The 17152-nt window shown below is 63.4% G+C and carries 15 protein-coding genes; 10 read left to right on the forward strand and 5 right to left on the reverse strand.

Annotated features, from left to right (window positions below):
* Nucleotides 1-12: 12 nt before the first annotated feature.
* The gene (gene sppA, locus RQX22_RS03165) at nucleotides 13-1881 is read right to left on the reverse strand and encodes a signal peptide peptidase SppA (protein ID WP_315723602.1); all 1869 of its coding nucleotides are present in this window, start codon (nucleotides 1879-1881) and stop codon (nucleotides 13-15) included.
* A gap of 307 nt (nucleotides 1882-2188) precedes the next feature.
* Between sppA and groES the strand changes: the two genes are divergently transcribed.
* Together groES and groL are read left to right on the forward strand one after the other, a co-directional pair.
* Entirely contained in the window at nucleotides 2189-2476 is a 288-nt protein-coding gene (groES, locus tag RQX22_RS03170; RefSeq protein ID WP_315723604.1) for a co-chaperone GroES, read from the forward strand.
* 53 nt (nucleotides 2477-2529) lie between these two features.
* Complete coding sequence (gene groL / locus RQX22_RS03175) at nucleotides 2530-4173, forward strand: chaperonin GroEL (protein ID WP_315723605.1); 1644 nt, start codon at nucleotides 2530-2532, stop codon at nucleotides 4171-4173.
* A gap of 105 nt (nucleotides 4174-4278) precedes the next feature.
* Here the strand turns inward: groL and RQX22_RS03180 are convergent, their stop codons facing one another.
* A complete protein-coding gene (locus RQX22_RS03180; RefSeq protein WP_315723607.1) occupies nucleotides 4279-4521 on the reverse strand; it encodes a hypothetical protein in 243 nt (80 codons plus the stop codon).
* 160 nt (nucleotides 4522-4681) lie between these two features.
* The gene (locus tag RQX22_RS03185) at nucleotides 4682-4942 is read right to left on the reverse strand and encodes a lipoprotein (protein ID WP_315723609.1); all 261 of its coding nucleotides are present in this window, start codon (nucleotides 4940-4942) and stop codon (nucleotides 4682-4684) included.
* Between the two features lie 193 nt (nucleotides 4943-5135).
* Here RQX22_RS03185 and RQX22_RS03190 point away from each other — a divergent pair, with 193 nt between their 5' ends.
* The 4 genes from RQX22_RS03190 to metH are packed head-to-tail and all read left to right on the forward strand — an operon-like array spanning nucleotide 5136 to nucleotide 10651.
* Nucleotides 5136-6095: an ArsR/SmtB family transcription factor gene (locus tag RQX22_RS03190; RefSeq protein ID WP_315723610.1), complete on the forward strand. Its 960-nt coding sequence runs from the start codon at nucleotides 5136-5138 to the stop codon at nucleotides 6093-6095.
* Nucleotides 6095-7015 carry a methylenetetrahydrofolate reductase [NAD(P)H] gene (gene metF, locus RQX22_RS03195; protein ID WP_315723612.1) on the forward strand — a complete coding sequence of 307 codons (921 nt, stop codon included), beginning with the start codon at nucleotides 6095-6097 and terminating at the stop codon, nucleotides 7013-7015. Before RQX22_RS03190 ends, metF begins: the two co-directional genes overlap by 1 nt.
* Entirely contained in the window at nucleotides 7012-8046 is a 1035-nt protein-coding gene (locus tag RQX22_RS03200) for a homocysteine S-methyltransferase family protein (protein ID WP_315723614.1), read from the forward strand. The genes metF and RQX22_RS03200 overlap by 4 nt, the downstream gene beginning before the upstream one ends.
* A 1-nt stretch (nucleotide 8047) precedes the next feature.
* On the forward strand, nucleotides 8048-10651 hold the full coding sequence (gene metH / locus RQX22_RS03205) for a methionine synthase (protein WP_315723615.1): 2604 nt from the start codon (nucleotides 8048-8050) through the stop codon (nucleotides 10649-10651).
* A gap of 10 nt (nucleotides 10652-10661) precedes the next feature.
* Here the strand turns inward: metH and RQX22_RS03210 are convergent, their stop codons facing one another.
* Nucleotides 10662-11282, reverse strand: a complete 621-nt coding sequence (locus tag RQX22_RS03210; protein ID WP_315723617.1) for a TetR/AcrR family transcriptional regulator — start codon at nucleotides 11280-11282, stop codon at nucleotides 10662-10664.
* A gap of 36 nt (nucleotides 11283-11318) precedes the next feature.
* Here RQX22_RS03210 and RQX22_RS03215 point away from each other — a divergent pair, with 36 nt between their 5' ends.
* The gene (locus RQX22_RS03215; RefSeq protein ID WP_315723619.1) at nucleotides 11319-11762 is read left to right on the forward strand and encodes an ABA4-like family protein; all 444 of its coding nucleotides are present in this window, start codon (nucleotides 11319-11321) and stop codon (nucleotides 11760-11762) included.
* 1 nt (nucleotide 11763) lies between these two features.
* Nucleotides 11764-12591, forward strand: a complete 828-nt coding sequence (locus RQX22_RS03220; RefSeq protein WP_315723621.1) for a hypothetical protein — start codon at nucleotides 11764-11766, stop codon at nucleotides 12589-12591.
* Here the strand turns inward: RQX22_RS03220 and RQX22_RS03225 are convergent.
* On the reverse strand, nucleotides 12580-13863 hold the full coding sequence (locus RQX22_RS03225; protein WP_315723623.1) for a DUF763 domain-containing protein: 1284 nt from the start codon (nucleotides 13861-13863) through the stop codon (nucleotides 12580-12582). The two genes, RQX22_RS03220 and RQX22_RS03225, sit on opposite strands and share 12 nt — an antisense overlap.
* Before the next feature lie 239 nt (nucleotides 13864-14102).
* Between RQX22_RS03225 and RQX22_RS03230 the strand changes: the two genes are divergently transcribed.
* The gene (locus RQX22_RS03230) at nucleotides 14103-15041 is read left to right on the forward strand and encodes a right-handed parallel beta-helix repeat-containing protein (RefSeq protein WP_315723624.1); all 939 of its coding nucleotides are present in this window, start codon (nucleotides 14103-14105) and stop codon (nucleotides 15039-15041) included.
* Between the two features lie 66 nt (nucleotides 15042-15107).
* A complete protein-coding gene (locus RQX22_RS03235) occupies nucleotides 15108-17150 on the forward strand; it encodes a protein-disulfide reductase DsbD family protein (RefSeq protein ID WP_315723626.1) in 2043 nt (680 codons plus the stop codon).
* Nucleotides 17151-17152 lie beyond the last annotated feature (2 nt).

The raw sequence follows: 17152 nt of genomic DNA on the forward strand, positions 1-17152 counted from the left end.
GAGACTCGCCGATCACGGGCCGAAGACGCCCAGCAGGAAGGTGATGGGCGAAAATCCTGCAGATGGCCGCCGGGCTGAATCTCCGCCGGGGCAATCCAGGCACCGTGCCTGGACGGCCGGTCCCGAAAGAATGCGGTCGGCGTCGCCAAGGGCTCGTATCAGCATCGCGTCGGGACGATCGCCCAGCCGACTGAAGGCGTCTCGCGCCGGATGCTGCGCACGCGCGTTGCCGAAATCGAAGAGGAAATTCTCGATGAAGCCAGGCTCTCGTTCCAGATAGACGGCCTTGGCCTTGGCCGGATCAAGCTTTGCCCGGCGGGCAGCCTCGGCGATCGCATCGTCGAGCGAGCCGAAGGAATCGATGAGCCCGAGCTGCCGCGCTGTGCCGCCGTCCCACACCCGCCCCTGGGCGATCCGGTCGACGCGTTCGACGGGCAGCCTCCTGGCTTCCGAGACCAGGGCAAGGAACCTGCGGTACATATTGTCCACACCCATTTGCAGCATCCGGCTCGCCGCCGGACTGGGCCCCTGCAATATATCTGGTTCGCCGGACAGGGGCGTCGTCTTCACCCCGTCCGCTCCGACACCCAATTTCGCGAGCGTGCCCTGAAAGCTGGGCAGGATCCCGAACACGCCTATCGATCCGGTGATGGTGCTCGGCTCAGCGAAAATATGATCGGCGGGGGTCGCGACCCAATAGCCTCCGCTGGCAGCGAGATTTCCCATCGAGACCAGGACGGGAAGCTTCCGAGCCTTTGCAGCCATCACCGCCCGGCGGATCCGTTCCGATGCGAGCACAGAGCCGCCGGGTGAATCCACCCGCAGCACCAGAGCCTTGATGTTCCGGTGCTTCAGACCTTCCTCGAGATTGCGCACGATAGTTTCCGCGCCCGCGGTGCCGGCGCCGGCCTCTCCGTCTACGATCTCGCCGGCGACAGTGAGTATGCCGATTTGTCCACCATCGTCGCTGGACGGGTGGTCCAGCACCCACGCCTCGTAATCGATGCTTCGATAGCTCCCCGGCACATCCTCGTCGCCGGTCCCGGCGATCTCGGCCACCCGGCTGCCAAAGGCGGTGCGATCGCCGAGACGGTCGACGAGCCCCGCGGCCAGGGCGGCACGCGCCATGTCACCGCCGGCCTCGGCGACACGCTCGGCAGGAGACGCGACGTAAGCCGCGAGCTGCGCCTTCGGCCGCGCCTGTCGCACATCCTGCTGCCAGCTTTCCCAAAGTGAGGCGGCGAGGGCCTGGGAGGCCTCGCGTGCCTCGGGCGACATGTCGCTTCGCGTATAGGGTTCGACAGCAGCCTTGTAGGTGCCGGCCTTGTAGACATTGGCGGTGACGCCGATCCGATCGAGCAGTCCCTTGAAATAGGGATTGGTTCCGCCTGGCCCTGCGATCATTACGCCGCCCATCGGATCGAGCCAGACCTCGGTCGCGTGGGCCGCGAGCTGATAGGAATCATCGTCATAGGCGGTGGCATGAGCAAGGACCGGCTTGCCGGCCCGCTTGACCGTCTCCATCGCCTCGCCCACCGAGGCCAAAGCGGTCTGGCCCCCCCCGGCAAAGATGTCGAGATCCAGGACGACGGCCTCGACGCGGTCATCGGTTGCAGCGGTCTTCAAGGCATGGACAAGGTCGCGCAGCCGATATTCGCGGACGAGTCCGGAGGATGTCAGCAGGTCCGAAAATGAAATGTCCGCGGGCTGCTCCACGACCGGTCCGTCGAGGCTGATCAGCAGCGCTCCGTGCGCGCTGCCCACCGTCGGGCTGGCCGACAGGAACATATAGAGGAAGCCGAAGAAGAGCAGCATGAACAGGAGGACGAGCCCGTCTTTCACGCCCACGAGCAATCGCCACACCTTGCCTGCAAATCGCATCGTCACACTTCCGCCTGCATTTGAATAGAGCCTGATTGACGCCATCGGTGGAAGCACCAAGCGCTTCCACCTCAAACGATCAGCCTCTAGCCGCGGCGCTAGAACAAGGCCGCAATAGTGTAAATGAGGGGTGCCCCGTCGGTTTACGAGATAAAAAACTTCGTGCCCACGCCTTGACCTCAAATGAACAGCGCCTAAATCGGCCCTGCTGGCACTCACGCGGGGTGAGTGCCAATAAGTTCAACCCAAGCGTCTGCCGCGGCTCAAAGGGCCGACATGGCAGCCGCACATGCAAGAGGTGACGCGCATGACTTTTCGTCCGCTCCATGATCGAGTGCTCGTACGCCGCGTAGAGGCCGAGGAAAAAACGGCCGGCGGCATTATCATTCCCGACACGGCCAAGGAGAAGCCGCAGGAAGGTGAAGTCGTCTCCGTCGGTTCCGGCGCGCGTGCCGAAGACGGCACCGTGACCCCGCTCGACGTCAAGGCCGGCGACAAGATTCTGTTCGGCAAATGGTCGGGCACCGAGGTCAAGATCGACGGCGAGGACCTGCTGATCATGAAGGAAAGCGACATCCTGGGGATCGTCGGCTGATCCTGATTTCGCCTGAAACCTCTTCTTACAACCCAGAATAAGGAATTCGAAAAATGGCAGCGAAAGATGTGAGATTTTCGCGCGACGCCCGTGAGCGCATCATGCGCGGCGTCGACATTCTCGCCGACGCGGTGAAGGTCACTCTCGGTCCCAAGGGGCGCAACGTCGTCCTGGACAAGAGCTATGGCAGCCCGCGGATCACCAAGGACGGCGTCACCGTCGCCAAGGAAATCGAGCTGAAGGACAAGTTCGAGAATATGGGCGCGCAGATGCTGCGTGAGGTTGCTTCCAAGACCAACGATCTTGCCGGCGACGGCACCACCACCGCCACCGTTCTTGCCCAGTCTATCGTGCGTGAAGGCATGAAGTCGGTCGCGGCCGGCATGAATCCGATGGACCTCAAGCGCGGCATCGACATCGCGGTCGGCAAGGTCGTCGAGGATCTGAAGAACCGCTCCAAGCCAGTCGCCGGTTCGAACGAGATCGCTCAGGTCGGCATCATTTCCGCCAACGGCGACACCGTCGTCGGTGAGAAGATCGCCGAGGCGATGGACAAGGTCGGCAAGGAAGGCGTGATCACCGTCGAGGAAGCCAAGGGCCTCGAATTCGAACTGGACGTCGTTGAAGGCATGCAGTTCGACCGCGGCTATTTGTCGCCTTACTTCATCACCAACCCGGAAAAGATGTCGGTGGAGCTTTCCGATCCGTACATCCTCATCCACGAAAAGAAGCTGTCCAACCTGCAGGCGATGCTCCCGATCCTGGAAGCGGTCGTCCAGTCGGGCCGTCCGCTGCTGATCATCGCCGAGGATATCGAGGGCGAAGCGCTGGCGACCCTCGTGGTCAACAAGCTGCGCGGCGGCCTCAAGGTTGCGGCCGTGAAGGCGCCGGGCTTCGGCGATCGCCGCAAGGCGATGCTCGAGGATATCGCCATCCTGACCGGCGGCGAAATGATCTCCGAGGATCTCGGCATCAAGCTTGAAACCGTCAGCTTGACGATGCTTGGCCAGGCCAAGCGGGTCACCATCGACAAGGACAATACCACCATTGTCGATGGTGCCGGCCAGTCCGAGCAGATCAAGGGCCGGGTCGAAGCGATCCGTTCGCAGATCGAGAATACGACCAGCGATTACGACCGCGAAAAGCTCCAGGAGCGTCTCGCCAAGCTCGCTGGTGGCGTCGCCGTGATCAAGGTCGGCGGCTCGTCCGAGATCGAGGTGAAGGAGCGCAAGGATCGCGTCGACGACGCCCTCCACGCGACCCGCGCCGCTGTCGAAGAAGGTATCGTACCGGGCGGCGGCACCGCCCTCCTGTACGCCGGCAAGATCCTCCAGGGTCTGACGGGCGCCAATGACGACCAGACCCGCGGCATCGATATCGTCCGTCGCGCGTTGCAAGCTCCGATCCGCCAGATCGCCGAGAATGCGGGCCATGACGGCGCCGTCGTTGCCGGCAAGCTGATCGACGGCGACGACCAGACCCAGGGCTTCAACGCCCAGACCGAGGTCTATGAGAATCTGGTCACCGCCGGCGTCATCGATCCGACCAAGGTCGTCCGCACCGCGCTTCAGGATGCTGCCTCGGTAGCGGGCCTGCTCATCACCACCGAAGCGGCGGTGAGCGAGCTCCCCGAGGACAAGCCTGCGCCGGCCATGCCGGGCGGCGGCATGGGTGGCATGGGCGGAATGGATTTCTGATCCGTTCCTGACCGCACCAACGAAGAAGGGCCGGAGAGCGATTCTCCGGCCCTTTTTTATCGCCCGTCTCACCCGACGGCACGACAGTGCATTTTCAGGTGCGGCCTACTGGCTGTTTGCTGCCACATTGTCCGCGGGCACGGACGGGCTCGTTTCCAAGGTGCCGTTATCGACCATGTCGTCTTCGGTGACGGTGAGACTGTCGGCCGACGTATCCAAGGTTTCCGAAATTTCGTTGAGCTGCCGCGATTCCTCCGGCGTTACGCCGCCGGCCCCATCATCGTCGCCGCACGCTCCCAGCAGCGCCAGTCCGGCTGCGACTGCGGTCCATCCCGCGATTCGTTTCATTACTGCCTCCGCTTGCTGTCAATCGGCTCAGCTTAAGTCCCGGACTGGCGAAATGCGACTCGCAATTCTGAAAACCGCAACCCTTCGCGACGCAGACAAAGAAAGGGCCGCATACCTAGACGGCATGCGGCCCTTTCCGAGCTATTGCTGAAAGAGCGCCTTAGTTGACGGCGTTCTCGGCAACGTTGCCAGCGTCGCTGGCAACATTCTCGATCGCGTCGCCGGCGTTGTCGGCGGCGTTGCTGAGATCGTCCAGCGCATTGCCGGCGGCATCTTCAGCCGAGAGGTTGACGTCCAGATTGGCTTCCGTGTCGGTGGCTTCGATATCCGTCACGTTGTTGGCGGTCTCGTCAGCGGCGCCGTTGCAGCCGGCAACGGTGAAAGCTGCGACGGCAGCCAGGGTGATTGCAATTTTCTTCATCGGGCACTTCCCTCCCTAGTGGGGCAATTGTTGATGCTGGGCGAGGCACCGGGAGGCTTTCCCCACCGGCTTCCAGCGGCGGGTTATGTAATAGAGTGAGGCGCTTATGTCTACTGTTCCAGTTGCCAATGGCAGCGGCGGCACCGACGATCGCCCTTGACGCACATATAAAGATATCTTTATATCCTTATCAATGTCTGGGACGGCCGAAATCTTCCGCGCGCTTGGCGATCCGACGCGGCTACGCATTCTCGCCTTGCTGCGGGCGATGGAGCTTTCCGTCGGCGAACTCGCGCATGTGCTCGGCCAGAGCCAGCCGCGCGTCTCCCGCCATGTGAAGATCCTGATCGACGCCGGCCTCGTCGAACGGCGCAAGGAGGGAAGCTGGGTCTTCCTCAGCTTCGGCGACGCCGGGAGGGTGCAGCCCTTGTTCGTCTTGCTCGATCACTGGGCCGAGGTCGGTGGTGGCGAGGATCCGTGGGCGATCGCCGACGCCGCCCGCCTGGCCGCGGTCCGGGCCGATCGGGCGGCTGCGGCGGAACGCTATTTCGCCAGCCATGCCAAGGACTGGGACGAGCTGAGATCGCTGCACATCGCCGAGTCCGAAGTAGAAGCCGCCATCGCCAGGGCCCTGGCCGACCGGCCGGTGGGCCGGCTGGTCGATATCGGTACCGGAACGGGACGGATGCTGGAATTGTTCGGCCGAGACTGCGCGCATGCGCTCGGCGTCGACCGTTCCCCGGAAATGCTTCGACTGGCGCGGGTCAAACTCGCCCAGGCGGGGCTCGATTCAGCCGAGCTTCGCCAGGGAGACATGTATTCGCTGCCGCTCGCTTCCGGCGCCGCGGACACGATCATCATTCACCAGGTGCTCCATTATGCGCAGCAGCCGGCGGCGGCAGTGGCGGAAGCCGCGCGGCTCCTGGGACCGGGCGGACGGCTGCTGATCGTCGATTTCGCGGCCCATGAACGCGAGGAACTGCGCAGCCGGGACGCGCATGTCCGGCTGGGTTTCAGCGACGAGATCATGCTCAAATATCTGGAAGCTGCGGGTTTGAAGGGACGGGTGGTCGAACATCTCGAAGGCGGGGAATTGACGGTCACGATCTGGGCCGGCGAGCGCAGCGAAGCGAAACTGAAGGTGGTGGCGTGATGGTTCCTGACGTTGCACCCAGCATCGACGGTTGGGCGAAGCCGCTATTTGCCGATGTCGCCGGTGACATCCAGGTGTCGTTCGAATTCTTCCCCCCGAAGACCGAGAAGATGGAGCAGACCCTGTGGGAGTCGATTGAAACGCTGGAGCCGCTGCAGCCGCGCTTCGTCTCGGTCACCTACGGTGCCGGCGGATCCACTCGTGAGCGCACCCACAATACGGTTGCTCGCATTGCCCGCGAAACCTCGCTTGCGCCTGCGGCTCACTTAACTTGCGTCGAAGCGAGCCGCGCGGAAATCGACGATGTTGCTCGGGCTTATTGGCAGGCGGGAGTGCGTCACATTGTTGCACTGCGGGGCGACCCGCCGAATGGCGGTAGCGTCTTTTATCCGCACCCGGATGGTTATTCCAACGCTGCCGAACTGGTAGCAGGACTTAGGAAGATCGCGCCGTTTGAGATTTCGGTGGCAGCATATCCTGAATGTCATCCTGACTCTTCGAGCAAGGCTGCCGATCTGGACAATCTCAAGGCCAAGATCGACGCGGGTGCGGATAGAGCCATTACTAATTTCTTTCTTTCGGCTGACGTGTTCCTACGATTTCGCGACGATGTGGCCGCAGCCGGTCTGGATTGCGAAATTGTACCCGGCATTCTGCCAGTCAGTAACGTCGCTCAGACTCGTAAGATGGCAGCCTTTTGCGGCGTCGCCATTCCCGCCTGGATGGACCGCCTGTTCGAAGGTCTGGACAATCTGCCGGCGGCGCGGCAGTTGGTCGCCGCGACCGTCGCCGCCGAATTGTGCGGCCAGCTTTATTCCGGCGGCGTCCGCAACTTCCATTTCTATACGTTGAACCGGGCCGAGCTCGCTTATGCGATCTGCCACCTGCTTGGATTGAGGCCGAAGGGACCCTCCGCATGACCATAAGCGAAGAGATCAGGTCCGAAGCATCGAGGCGCATACTGGTCAAGGACGGCGCCTTCGGCACCCAAATCCAGGCGCGCAAGCTCGGCGAGGCCGATTATCGCGGGAGCACAGATCTGGTTAGGGACCAGAAGGGCAATAACGACCTTCTCAATTTGACCCGTCCCGATCTGATTCGCGAGATCGTCGATGATTTCGCGCAAAGCGGGGCCGACATCCTCGCCACCAACAGCTTCAATGCCAATCGCATCAGCCAGGCCGATTACGGCGCCGAGGCCCTCGTCCGTGACATCAACGTCGCCGCCGCCCGCATCGTTCGCGAGGTGGCCGATCGTCATGCGAAGAAAGACGGCCGCCGGCGCTTCATCGCCGGCGCGCTCGGGCCCACCAACAAGACCTTGTCCCTATCTCCCAACGTCAACGATCCCGGCTATCGCGAGATCGATTTCGACACGTTGAGCGATGTCTATGTCGAGCAGATCGAGGCCTTGGTCGAAGGTGGTGCGGAGATCGCGCTGATCGAGACCGTGTTCGACACGTTGAATGCCAAGGCAGCCATCCATGCCGCCCGCCGCGTCGATCCCGCGCTGCCGATCATGCTGTCGATGACGATCACCGATCTTTCGGGTCGCAATCTGTCAGGCCATTCGATCGAAGCCTTCTGGGCCTCGGTGCGTCACGCCCGGCCGCTTTCGGTCGGCCTCAATTGCTCCTTCGGGGCGTCGCAGTTGCGCAGCCATATCGCGGCTCTTTCGGAAGTCGCGGACACACTGATCATGGCCTATCCCAATGCTGGCCTGCCCAACGATCTGGGCGAATATGACGAGGACGCGGCGACCACCGCGGCGCAGGTCCGTGAATGGGCGGAGCAAGGGATCGTCAACATCGTCGGTGGCTGCTGCGGCACCACCCCGGCCCATATCAAGGCGATTGCGGATATCGTGCGGGGTTTTACGCCGCGATCGATCCCGGAGGTGCCCCGCTGGACACGCCTCTCCGGCATCGAGCCGATGGTGATTGCGGCCTGACATGACCATTCTTCCCCGCGGCACCTTCGTCAATATCGGCGAGCGCACCAACGTCACTGGCTCCGCCCAGTTCAAGAAATTGATCATGTCCGGCGATTATGCCGCCGCCGTCGAGGTCGCGCGCCAGCAGGTGGAAAATGGCGCGCAGGTCATCGACATCAATATGGACGAAGGTCTGCTCGACGCCGAAGCGGCGATGACGACCTTCCTCAAGCTGATCGCGGCCGAGCCGGACATCGCCAAAGTGCCGTTCATGATCGACAGTTCCAAATGGAGCGTGATCGAGGCCGGGCTGAAATGCGTGTCGGGCAAGCCGATCGTCAATTCGATCAGCATGAAGGAAGGCGAGGCCGAATTCCTCCGGCATGCGCGTTTGGTGCGAGATTATGGTGCAGCGGTCGTCGTCATGGCCTTCGACGAGGTGGGCCAGGCCGATACCAAAGAACGCAAGGTCGAGATTTGCGAGCGCGCTTATCACCTTCTCGTGAGTGACGACTTTCCGCCGGAAGACATCATCTTCGATCCCAACATCTTCGCGGTCGCGACGGGGATCGACGAGCATCGCCGCTATGCGCTCGATTTCATCGAGGCATGCCAGGAGATCAAGGCGCGTTGCCCGCACGTCCATCTGTCGGGTGGGCTCTCCAATCTCAGCTTCTCGTTCCGCGGCAACGAGCCGGTACGACGGGCGATGCACGCCGTCTTCCTGCTCCACGCTATTCCCGCCGGCCTCGACATGGCGATCGTCAATGCCGGTCAACTCGACGTCTACGATACGATCGACGCGGAATTGCGCGAGGCTTGCGAGGATGTGGTCCTCGACCGCCGTGACGATGCCACCGAACGGCTGGTGGCCCTTGCCGAGCGCTATCGAGGGTCCGATCCGGTGCAGGAGAAGCTTGCCGCGGAATGGCGCGGCTGGCCGGTGGCGAAAAGGCTCGAACATGCCTTGGTGAAGGGCATTGACGGGTTCGTCGTCGAGGATGCCGAGGAAGCGCGCCAGGCGGCGTCGCGGCCGATCGAGGTCATCGAAGGGCCGCTGATGGACGGCATGAACGTCGTCGGCGACCTGTTCGGATCGGGCAAGATGTTCCTGCCCCAGGTCGTCAAGTCGGCGCGGGTCATGAAGAAGGCCGTGGCGCATCTCATCCCCTTTATCGAGGAGGAGAAGGAGAAGAGCGGCGCGACCAAGGGCAAGGGCCGGATCGTGATGGCGACGGTCAAAGGCGACGTTCACGATATCGGCAAGAACATCGTCGGCGTGGTCCTTCAGTGCAACGGCTTCGAGGTGATCGACCTCGGCGTCATGGTGCCCTGGCGTGACATCATCAGTGCCGCCAATGAGAATGACGCAGACATGATCGGCCTGTCCGGTTTGATCACGCCGTCGCTGGACGAGATGGTTACGGTCGCCTCGGAAATGCAGCGCGAAAACATGCAGCTGCCGCTGCTGATCGGTGGAGCCACCACCAGCAAGGTCCATACGGCGCTTCGCATCGACCTGGCCTATGAAGGGCCGGTCGTCCATGTGCTGGACGCGAGCCGCGCCGTCGGGGTCGCCTCGACCCTGGTTTCCGACACGCTGCGGGAGAAGTTCGTTTCCGAAACCAAAGGCAGCTATAATGAAATAAGGGACACGCGCGCCAGCAAGGGCCAGAACGAGCTTGCGACGCTGGAGGAAGCGCGGGCCAACGCATTTCCGTTCGATCCCGAAGGCATGGCGCCAACGCCAAGGCAACCCGGCATACATAATTTCGGCGAATGGCCGATCCGGGAGCTCAGACCCTATATCGACTGGACACCCTTCTTCCGGGCCTGGGAGCTGGCCGGCAACTATCCCGCCATCCTCGAAGACCCGCTGGTGGGCGAGAGCGCCCGTTCCCTGTTCGCCGACGCGCAGGCGATGCTCGACCGAATCGTCGCCGAACATTGGCTGAGGCCGCAAGGGACGCTCGGCCTTTGGCGCTGCAGGCGGGAAGGCGACGATATCATTGTTCTCGCCAGTAACGAGGAAACGCGCCTGGCCATGCTTCGCCAGCAGGTGAAGAAGCGGGAAGGGCGGCCGAACATGTGTCTGGCCGACTTCATCTCACCCGAGGGGGAGGATTGGATCGGTGGTTTCGCGGTCGCCATTCATGGCCTGGAACCGCATCTCGAGCGCTTCAAGGCCGACAATGACGATTATTCGGACATCCTGCTGAAGGCGATCTCCGACCGTCTTGCGGAGGCTTTTGCGGAACGGCTCCACCAGCACGTTCGGAACAATGTGTGGGGCTACGAAGCCGAAGATCACCAAACCAACCAGGACCTGATCCGCGAAAACTATACCGGGATTCGTCCGGCGCCCGGCTATCCTGCCTGTCCGGATCATAGCTTGAAACCGATCCTCTTCGCCATGCTCGGCGGTGCGCCTGCCGGCGTGGAGCTCACCGAAAGCTTCGCCATGCTGCCGACAGCTGCGGTATCGGGCTTCTATTTCGGGCATCGCGACAGCCAATATTTCGGCGTTGCCCGCATCGGCCGCGACCAGGTCGAGGATTATGCGGCGCGTCGGGGCGTCTCCCTCCAGGAAGCGGAACGCTGGCTCCGACCGAATCTGGACTGAAACCGCTCTCTTAAACGTCCAGGTGATCCAATATGTGCGGGAGCAGGGCTTCCGCCGCACGCTCTGCCGCGCCGGGCCCGGTGCCGAACAGGCCGTCCATCGCCAACCGAGCGAAACCGTGCACGATCGACCAGGCCGCGATCGAAGGCGCCATCGAGGGATCCAGGTCGCCGGCCGACGGCCGATCGCCGCGCACCGCTTTGTCGAGGATGAGGAAAGCGCGTTTTCCGGCGGCGGCATAATCAGGGTCCGCGTCGTCGATGAGCGCCTTTCTCCACAGGAGGTCGAATTTGGCCGGATGGGCGAGGGCGAAGCGGACATAGGCCATGCCTTGTGCGCGGATGCGTGCTTTGCGGTCGCCTCCCATATCGGCTGCTGACAGCGCATCGCCGAAAGCCTGGAAGGCCTGCGTCGCGACCGCTGTCAGCAGGCCGCGCGCATCCTTGAAATGATGGCCGGGAGCAGCCGGGGAGACACCGGCCCGGCGTGCCGTCTCCCGGAGCGAGAATCCGTCCACGCCGCGTTCCGTGATCACTGCTTCTGCCGCTTCGATGAGCGCCTGGCGCAACGCGCCGTGATGATATGAGCGCGGTGACGAGGTGATGTTGACACTGTTCAGATCTTTGGCCATATATGATCTATACACCGTCAAGATTGGAGCGCAACCATGATCGATCCGTCGCTTGCCTTCTCCTTCGCCGGCCCGTTGGCGATAGCGGGCTGGCTTGGCCTCATCGCCGCTTCATTCATTAGGACCGCTCGCCCTTATGCCTGGCCTGCCGCGCAGATCCTGATTCCGGCGATTCTAGCCTGTCTGTACGCCCTGCTTATCTGGCAGGGGCGCTCTGCCTTCGGTGACGGTGGTTTCGGCTCGCTGGCAGAAGTCCGCGCGCTCTTCGCGAACGACCATGCGCTCGCCGCAGGCTGGCTGCATTATCTGGCTTTCGACCTCTTCGTCGGCGCCTGGATCGCGCGCGACGGGGCGGAGCGCGCCGTTCCCGCTTTGCTCATCCTGCCCTGCTTGCCGCTCGCCTTCCTGTTCGGACCCGCCGGGCTCCTTCTCTACCTCGCTCTTCGGTGGATCTTCTCCGTTGCTCGAAAGGAGTCGTGACATGATCAGCCTTGCACTCGCCATCCGTCCAGCGGCGCCGTCGATCATTACTGTCCTGTTCGAACGGCACAGGATGCTTGCGACTTATGGCGCCATCATGGTCGCACTGGCCGCCTTGGCCATGGCCATGCAATCCATCGATCCGCGTGTGCTCGCGAGCGGCGCCGGCATTTGGGTGAAGCCCACCAAATTCTTCTTTTCCGTCGGTATCTTCGCGCTCACCGCCGCCTGGTTCTTCGGCTATGTGCGGCCGGAGCGGCGGCAATCGCCGGCAATGCGGCGGACCGCAATCTTGCTGATCGCCACCGGAACGTTCGAGCTCGCCTATATATGCTGGCAGGCTGCGCAGGGGCTCGAATCCCATTTCAACGTCGGCACGCCGTTCCACATCCTGATGTATGCCCTGATGGGCGCGGCGGCCCTGCTTCTCGTCGGCACGACCCTTCCTTTGGCATGGGAAATCGGGCGGAGACCGGCCGCCGGGCTCCCGCGGAGCTTCGTCGCCGCCGTGGTGATCGGCCTGCTTCTCACCTTCCTGCTCGGCGGCGGCTTTGGCGGCTATATGAGCAGCCAGCCCGGCCATGCGGTCGGCGCCGAGGGCGGCAATGTCTTCCTGTTCGGTTGGAACCGGCTGGGCGGCGACCTAAGGATCGCGCATTTCCTCGGCATCCATGCCGAACAGGCGATTCCCATCCTCGCCGCTTTGACGGCCGGCCTGGCCGTGCGCGGGCGATGGCTGGTGCTCATCGTGGGAAGCCTGGCCTATGTAGCAATCACCCTGACTGTCTTCGCACAGGCTGTGGCGGGCCGCGCGCTGCTACCCGTTTGACCGCTCAGATCGGATGGCGGCATCTCCATCCGGTCCTGATTCCCATCCGAAGATGCTGCGGCCCCCATATCCTTGGCTGAGCCGGCGCTCTTCGGAGATCAGCGCATCGACCGAAGGGCCGGTGGCATGCCTCTCGAGACGGCGAGCCTCTGCATCCAGCCTCCTGATCGCTGCCAGTTCCTCCGTCTGGCCGAGCTTCGCCTTCCAGACGGCATCCTTCATCACGGCGATGGTGCGATCATAGACTTTGATCGGGACGGGAAAAGGGTGGCGGTCCTTGCCGCCATGGGCGAGCGAGAAGCGGGCAGGATCGCTGAACCGGCAAGGCGTTCCATGGACCAGCTCCGCCACCATTGCCAGGGCCCGCACCGTCCGCGCGCCCACGCCGGGCACGAGCAGCAGCTCAGCGAAGTCCCGAGGGCCACGCTCCGCGGCGGCGGCGAGATTGCCGTGCAGCCGCCGGGCGACGACGTCCTTCGGTCTCACGTCGTGATGATCGGGCAGGATGAGATGCGGCAGCAGCGCCTGGCCGTCCATTGCAGCCGACGAGGACTTGCCAGCCGTTCCATCGGCCTCGGCGAGCCGACTCAGGATCCCCTCCGGTCCGACCGAGCCGAGCAGGTCGAGTTGTCGCCGTCGAGACGCGTCCGCGCGACGGTCGGCGAGATTGACGATCACGCCCTGGCCGTGCCCTTCGATTGCCGCATGGGGCGCATCGACGAAGCTGGCGACATGTTCGGAGAGCCAGTGATAGCGCCGGGCCTGCCGCCGATCGCCGTTCATGCCTTGCTGGACCACCACCCAGCGTCCGTCATCGGTGACGATGAAGCCGTGCAGATAGAGATCGAACCCGTCCTGCACTGCCGCGCTGTCGACCTTGGCGACAAGCCGGCTGGCTCTGCCCAATGCGACGCCGTCGATGCCGATGCGGTCGCCGATCGCAAGAAGCTCCTGTGCTGTCTTGCGGGAATGTCGTCCGCGGCCGCCGCAAACATGGATGCCAAGCTCTGCTGAAAGTGGCGTCAGGCCGCGTTTCAGCGCGCCTATAACGCTGGTGGTGATACCCGAGGAATGCCAATCCATGCCCATGACGGCGCCGAAGGATTGGAACCAGAATGGATGCGCGAGGCGGCGCAGCAATTCGTCTCGGCCATATTCATGCACGACGGCCTGGACGATCACGGAGCCGAGCCGGGTCATGCGTTCGCCGAGCCATGCCGGCACGCGGCCGCCATGCAATGGCAAATCGGCGCTGCCCGACCGCTTCGTCATTCAAGGGCGCAAGAAGGAATGGAATGGGTCATGCAAATGCATTCTGGAGAACGAAGAGTGAACATATCGCATGAATCTCCAATGGTCAAACTCTTGCAATGGGTTCGCTCTCCGGTCGCCGTGCTGGATAAGAATCGCATCAGCACCCGTCCCGCACTGGGTCAGGTCAGGTATTAACCGCCTTTGCCCATCGACTTCCCGCATTCGCAGGATCAACACCCGGCGAAATCGGAGGCCGGATGATGAAGAAGAGACTCGCGCTGATCGCTGCGACCTTGTTGGCAGGTCCGCTGCCTGCCCAGGACAGCGAGGCCCCATTCCTCGTCCGCGAGCAGAACCGGGCGTTCGGCACCCTGCAGCAGGCGGTGGATGCGATCGGCGACGGCAGCGGCACGATCGAGATCGCGCCGGGCAATTATCGGCAATGCGCCGTCCAGGAGGCCGGACAGATTGCGTTTGCGGCGCGGGAGCCGGGCACCGTCACGTTCGACCGCAAGACCTGCGAGGGCAAGGCGGTTCTCGTGCTGCGTGGCCGAAGCGCCAGCGTCGACGGCATCATCTTCCAGAACATCCGCGTACCCGACGCCAATGGCGCGGGCATCAGGATCGAGCGGGGCGACCTGATCGTCACCGAATCCCTGTTCCGCGACAGCGAAAGCGGCATTCTCTCCGCCGCCGATCCTTCCGGGACGGTTCGTATCGAACGGTCGACCTTCGCCGGTCTCGGCCGCTGCGATCGCGACCTCGATTGCGCGCACAGTATCTATATCGGCAATTACGGCCGTCTGGTCGTTCGCCGCAGCCGCTTCGAACGTGGCACTGGCGGCCATTATGTGAAGAGCAGGACTGCCCGGATCGAAGTCAGCGATTCCAGCTTCGACGATACGGCCGGCAAGGCCACCAACTACATGATCGACCTTTCCGAAGGCGCCACCGGCACGATCGCCCGCAACATGTTCGTCCAGGGTCGCGACAAGGAAAATTACAGCGCGCTGATCATGGTTGCGGCGGAAGGCCAGACCAACAGTTCCGAAGGCCTCGACATCAGCGACAATGATGCGTCGATCGCGCCGGGTATCGATCGTTCGACGTCCTTCGTGGCCGACAAGAGCGGCGATTCGCTTCGTATCGCCGATAATCGGCTGGGCCCACGCATCGCCCGGTTCGAACAGCGCTGATCCTGCGGCGCTGACCTGGGACGGAGGCGTGCTATAGGCGTGTCGCGATTCGACAGGAACCCTAGCGTGACGGCCTTCGCTGCCCGGCTTCTTTTCTTTCTTCTGGTGCTGCTGCCGCCCTGCGTGCCGGCGGCGGCGCAGCTTGCCGCGCCCGGACGGAATGCCATCGCCGCGTCTCTCGTTGCGGAGACTGACGCGCCGCGGGCGGGGGAGGCGATCAGCCTCGCGCTCGTCATGAAGCCCGAACCCGGCTGGCATGGATATTGGAAGAATCCGGGCGACGCAGGGGTCGAGCCGAGGATCGAGTGGCGGCTGCCGGCAGGCATCAGCGCAGGGGCACCGCTATATCCTGTGCCACAGCGGTTGATGATCGCCGGTCTCATGAACTATGTCTATGAAGGCGATTATGCGCTGTTGATCCCGCTCACGGTCGCGCCGGACCTTGCTCCGGGAACGAACGTCAGGCTGCGCGGCACCGCGCATTATCTGGCCTGCACGGACAAGATCTGTGTGCCTGAAAAGTCGGAGATCGCGCTCGACCTGGTGGTCGGTAATGGCAGGACTTCCACGCGAACAGAGCAGTTCGACCTGTACCGGCAGGCCTTGCCGAGACCGCTCGGCAGCCCGGCCCGAATGGAGCAGACCGGCGACAGCTTCCGCCTGGCGATCCCGCTGCCGGCCGCCTTGTCCGTTTCGGATCCCTATGTATTCCCGCTGACGGACCAGGCGATCGACTATTCGGCTCCACAGCGCTTCTCCCGCAGCGGCGACATGCTGATCGTCGAGGCAAAGGCGGCCGGCAAGCTTCCGGCAAGTCTTGACGGCGTTCTCAAGTTCGGCGCAGCCGACGGATTGTCCTTCACGGCCCGGCCGGGATCGGTGCCGCCCGCCGGGACGCCCTTGGCCGGAACGGAGAATGAGTCGGACGATGACATGGTCGCCATCGCCGCCGCTTTGGCCGGGGCCATCCTTGGCGGCCTCCTGCTCAACATCATGCCCTGCGTCTTTCCGATCCTCAGTCTGAAGGCGCTCAGCCTTGCCAAGGCCGGCGGCGGCGAAACGGCCGCGCGGCGGGAAGCCTTGGCCTATACGGCCGGGGTCGTCCTCACCTGCCTGGCACTGGGTGGCGGACTGCTGGCGCTCAGGAGCGGAGGCGCCGCGATCGGCTGGGCCTTCCAACTCCAGGATCCGCGTGTGATCCTGCTATTGCTCCTGCTCGTGACCTTGATCGCGTTGAATCTTGCCGGTCTGTTCGAGCTTCCCGCACTGGGCCGCGGCGACCGCCTGGCAAATGTCGGTGGCACCAGCGGCGCTTTCTGGACCGGCGCGCTTGCGGCCTTCGTCGCGACACCATGCACCGGCCCCTTCATGGGCGCGGCGCTGGGCGCGGCCCTGATCCTTCCTTCGCTCGCCGCGCTCGCCATTTTCGCTGGTCTCGGCCTAGGTCTGGCTTTGCCTTTCCTGTTGCTCGGCTTCGTCCCCGCCCTTCGCCGCAGGCTGCCGAAGCCCGGGGCCTGGATGGTCCGGTTCAGGCACATCCTTTCCCTGCCGATGTTCGCGACCGCGATCGCCTTGGCCTGGATATTGGAGCGCCAGTCGGGGACCGAAGGTCTTGTCCTTGGCATCGCGGTCGTTCTCGCGATCGGCGTGGCGGCGTGGTGGGCCGGCAAACGGCACGGCCTCTTGCCGCTGGTTCCCGGGCTGCTGGCCGCAGCCGCTTCCTTGATGTGGGTACCTACGGCCAGGGTGCCGGCGGCTCCAGCCGAAGCAGGCCCGCTTGCCGCCACCCCGTTCAGCGAGGACAAACTGAAAAGCCTTCGCGCCGCGCAACGCCCGGTCTTCGTCTATTTCACCGCCGATTGGTGCGTTACATGCAAGGTCAACGAGAAGGCGGTTCTGGCCCGCGATGAGGTGGCGAAGAGCTTCGCGGACAAGAAAGTGGCCGTGCTCGTCGGGGACTGGACCAGGGGCGACGCCGCAATCGGGCGCTTCCTCGAAAGACATGGCCGGTCGGGCGTGCCTTTCTATCTTTACTACGCGCCGGGCAAGTCGGCCGAAATCCTGCCCCAGATCCTCACCGTCGCCAAGCTGACCGGGCTGCCCACATAAAT

Origin of the sequence: Sphingosinicella rhizophila, from assembly GCF_032378825.1 — a bacterium.
Taxonomy (GTDB): domain Bacteria; phylum Pseudomonadota; class Alphaproteobacteria; order Sphingomonadales; family Sphingomonadaceae; genus Allosphingosinicella; species Allosphingosinicella rhizophila.

Bases quoted from the DNA above. Each gene is read 5' to 3' on its own strand.
- sppA (WP_315723602.1), bottom strand. From the start codon at position 1,881: ATGCGATTTGCAGGCAAGGTGTGGCGATTGCTCGTGGGCGTGAAAGAC.
- groES (WP_315723604.1), top strand. From the start codon at position 2,189: ATGACTTTTCGTCCGCTCCATGATCGAGTGCTCGTACGCCGCGTAGAG.
- groL (WP_315723605.1), top strand. From the start codon at position 2,530: ATGGCAGCGAAAGATGTGAGATTTTCGCGCGACGCCCGTGAGCGCATC.
- RQX22_RS03180 (WP_315723607.1), bottom strand. From the start codon at position 4,521: ATGAAACGAATCGCGGGATGGACCGCAGTCGCAGCCGGACTGGCGCTG.
- RQX22_RS03185 (WP_315723609.1), bottom strand. From the start codon at position 4,942: ATGAAGAAAATTGCAATCACCCTGGCTGCCGTCGCAGCTTTCACCGTT.
- RQX22_RS03190 (WP_315723610.1), top strand. From the start codon at position 5,136: ATGTCTGGGACGGCCGAAATCTTCCGCGCGCTTGGCGATCCGACGCGG.
- metF (WP_315723612.1), top strand. From the start codon at position 6,095: ATGGTTCCTGACGTTGCACCCAGCATCGACGGTTGGGCGAAGCCGCTA.
- RQX22_RS03200 (WP_315723614.1), top strand. From the start codon at position 7,012: ATGACCATAAGCGAAGAGATCAGGTCCGAAGCATCGAGGCGCATACTG.
- metH (WP_315723615.1), top strand. From the start codon at position 8,048: ATGACCATTCTTCCCCGCGGCACCTTCGTCAATATCGGCGAGCGCACC.
- RQX22_RS03210 (WP_315723617.1), bottom strand. From the start codon at position 11,282: ATGGCCAAAGATCTGAACAGTGTCAACATCACCTCGTCACCGCGCTCA.
- RQX22_RS03215 (WP_315723619.1), top strand. From the start codon at position 11,319: ATGATCGATCCGTCGCTTGCCTTCTCCTTCGCCGGCCCGTTGGCGATA.
- RQX22_RS03220 (WP_315723621.1), top strand. From the start codon at position 11,764: ATGATCAGCCTTGCACTCGCCATCCGTCCAGCGGCGCCGTCGATCATT.
- RQX22_RS03225 (WP_315723623.1), bottom strand. From the start codon at position 13,863: ATGACGAAGCGGTCGGGCAGCGCCGATTTGCCATTGCATGGCGGCCGC.
- RQX22_RS03230 (WP_315723624.1), top strand. From the start codon at position 14,103: ATGATGAAGAAGAGACTCGCGCTGATCGCTGCGACCTTGTTGGCAGGT.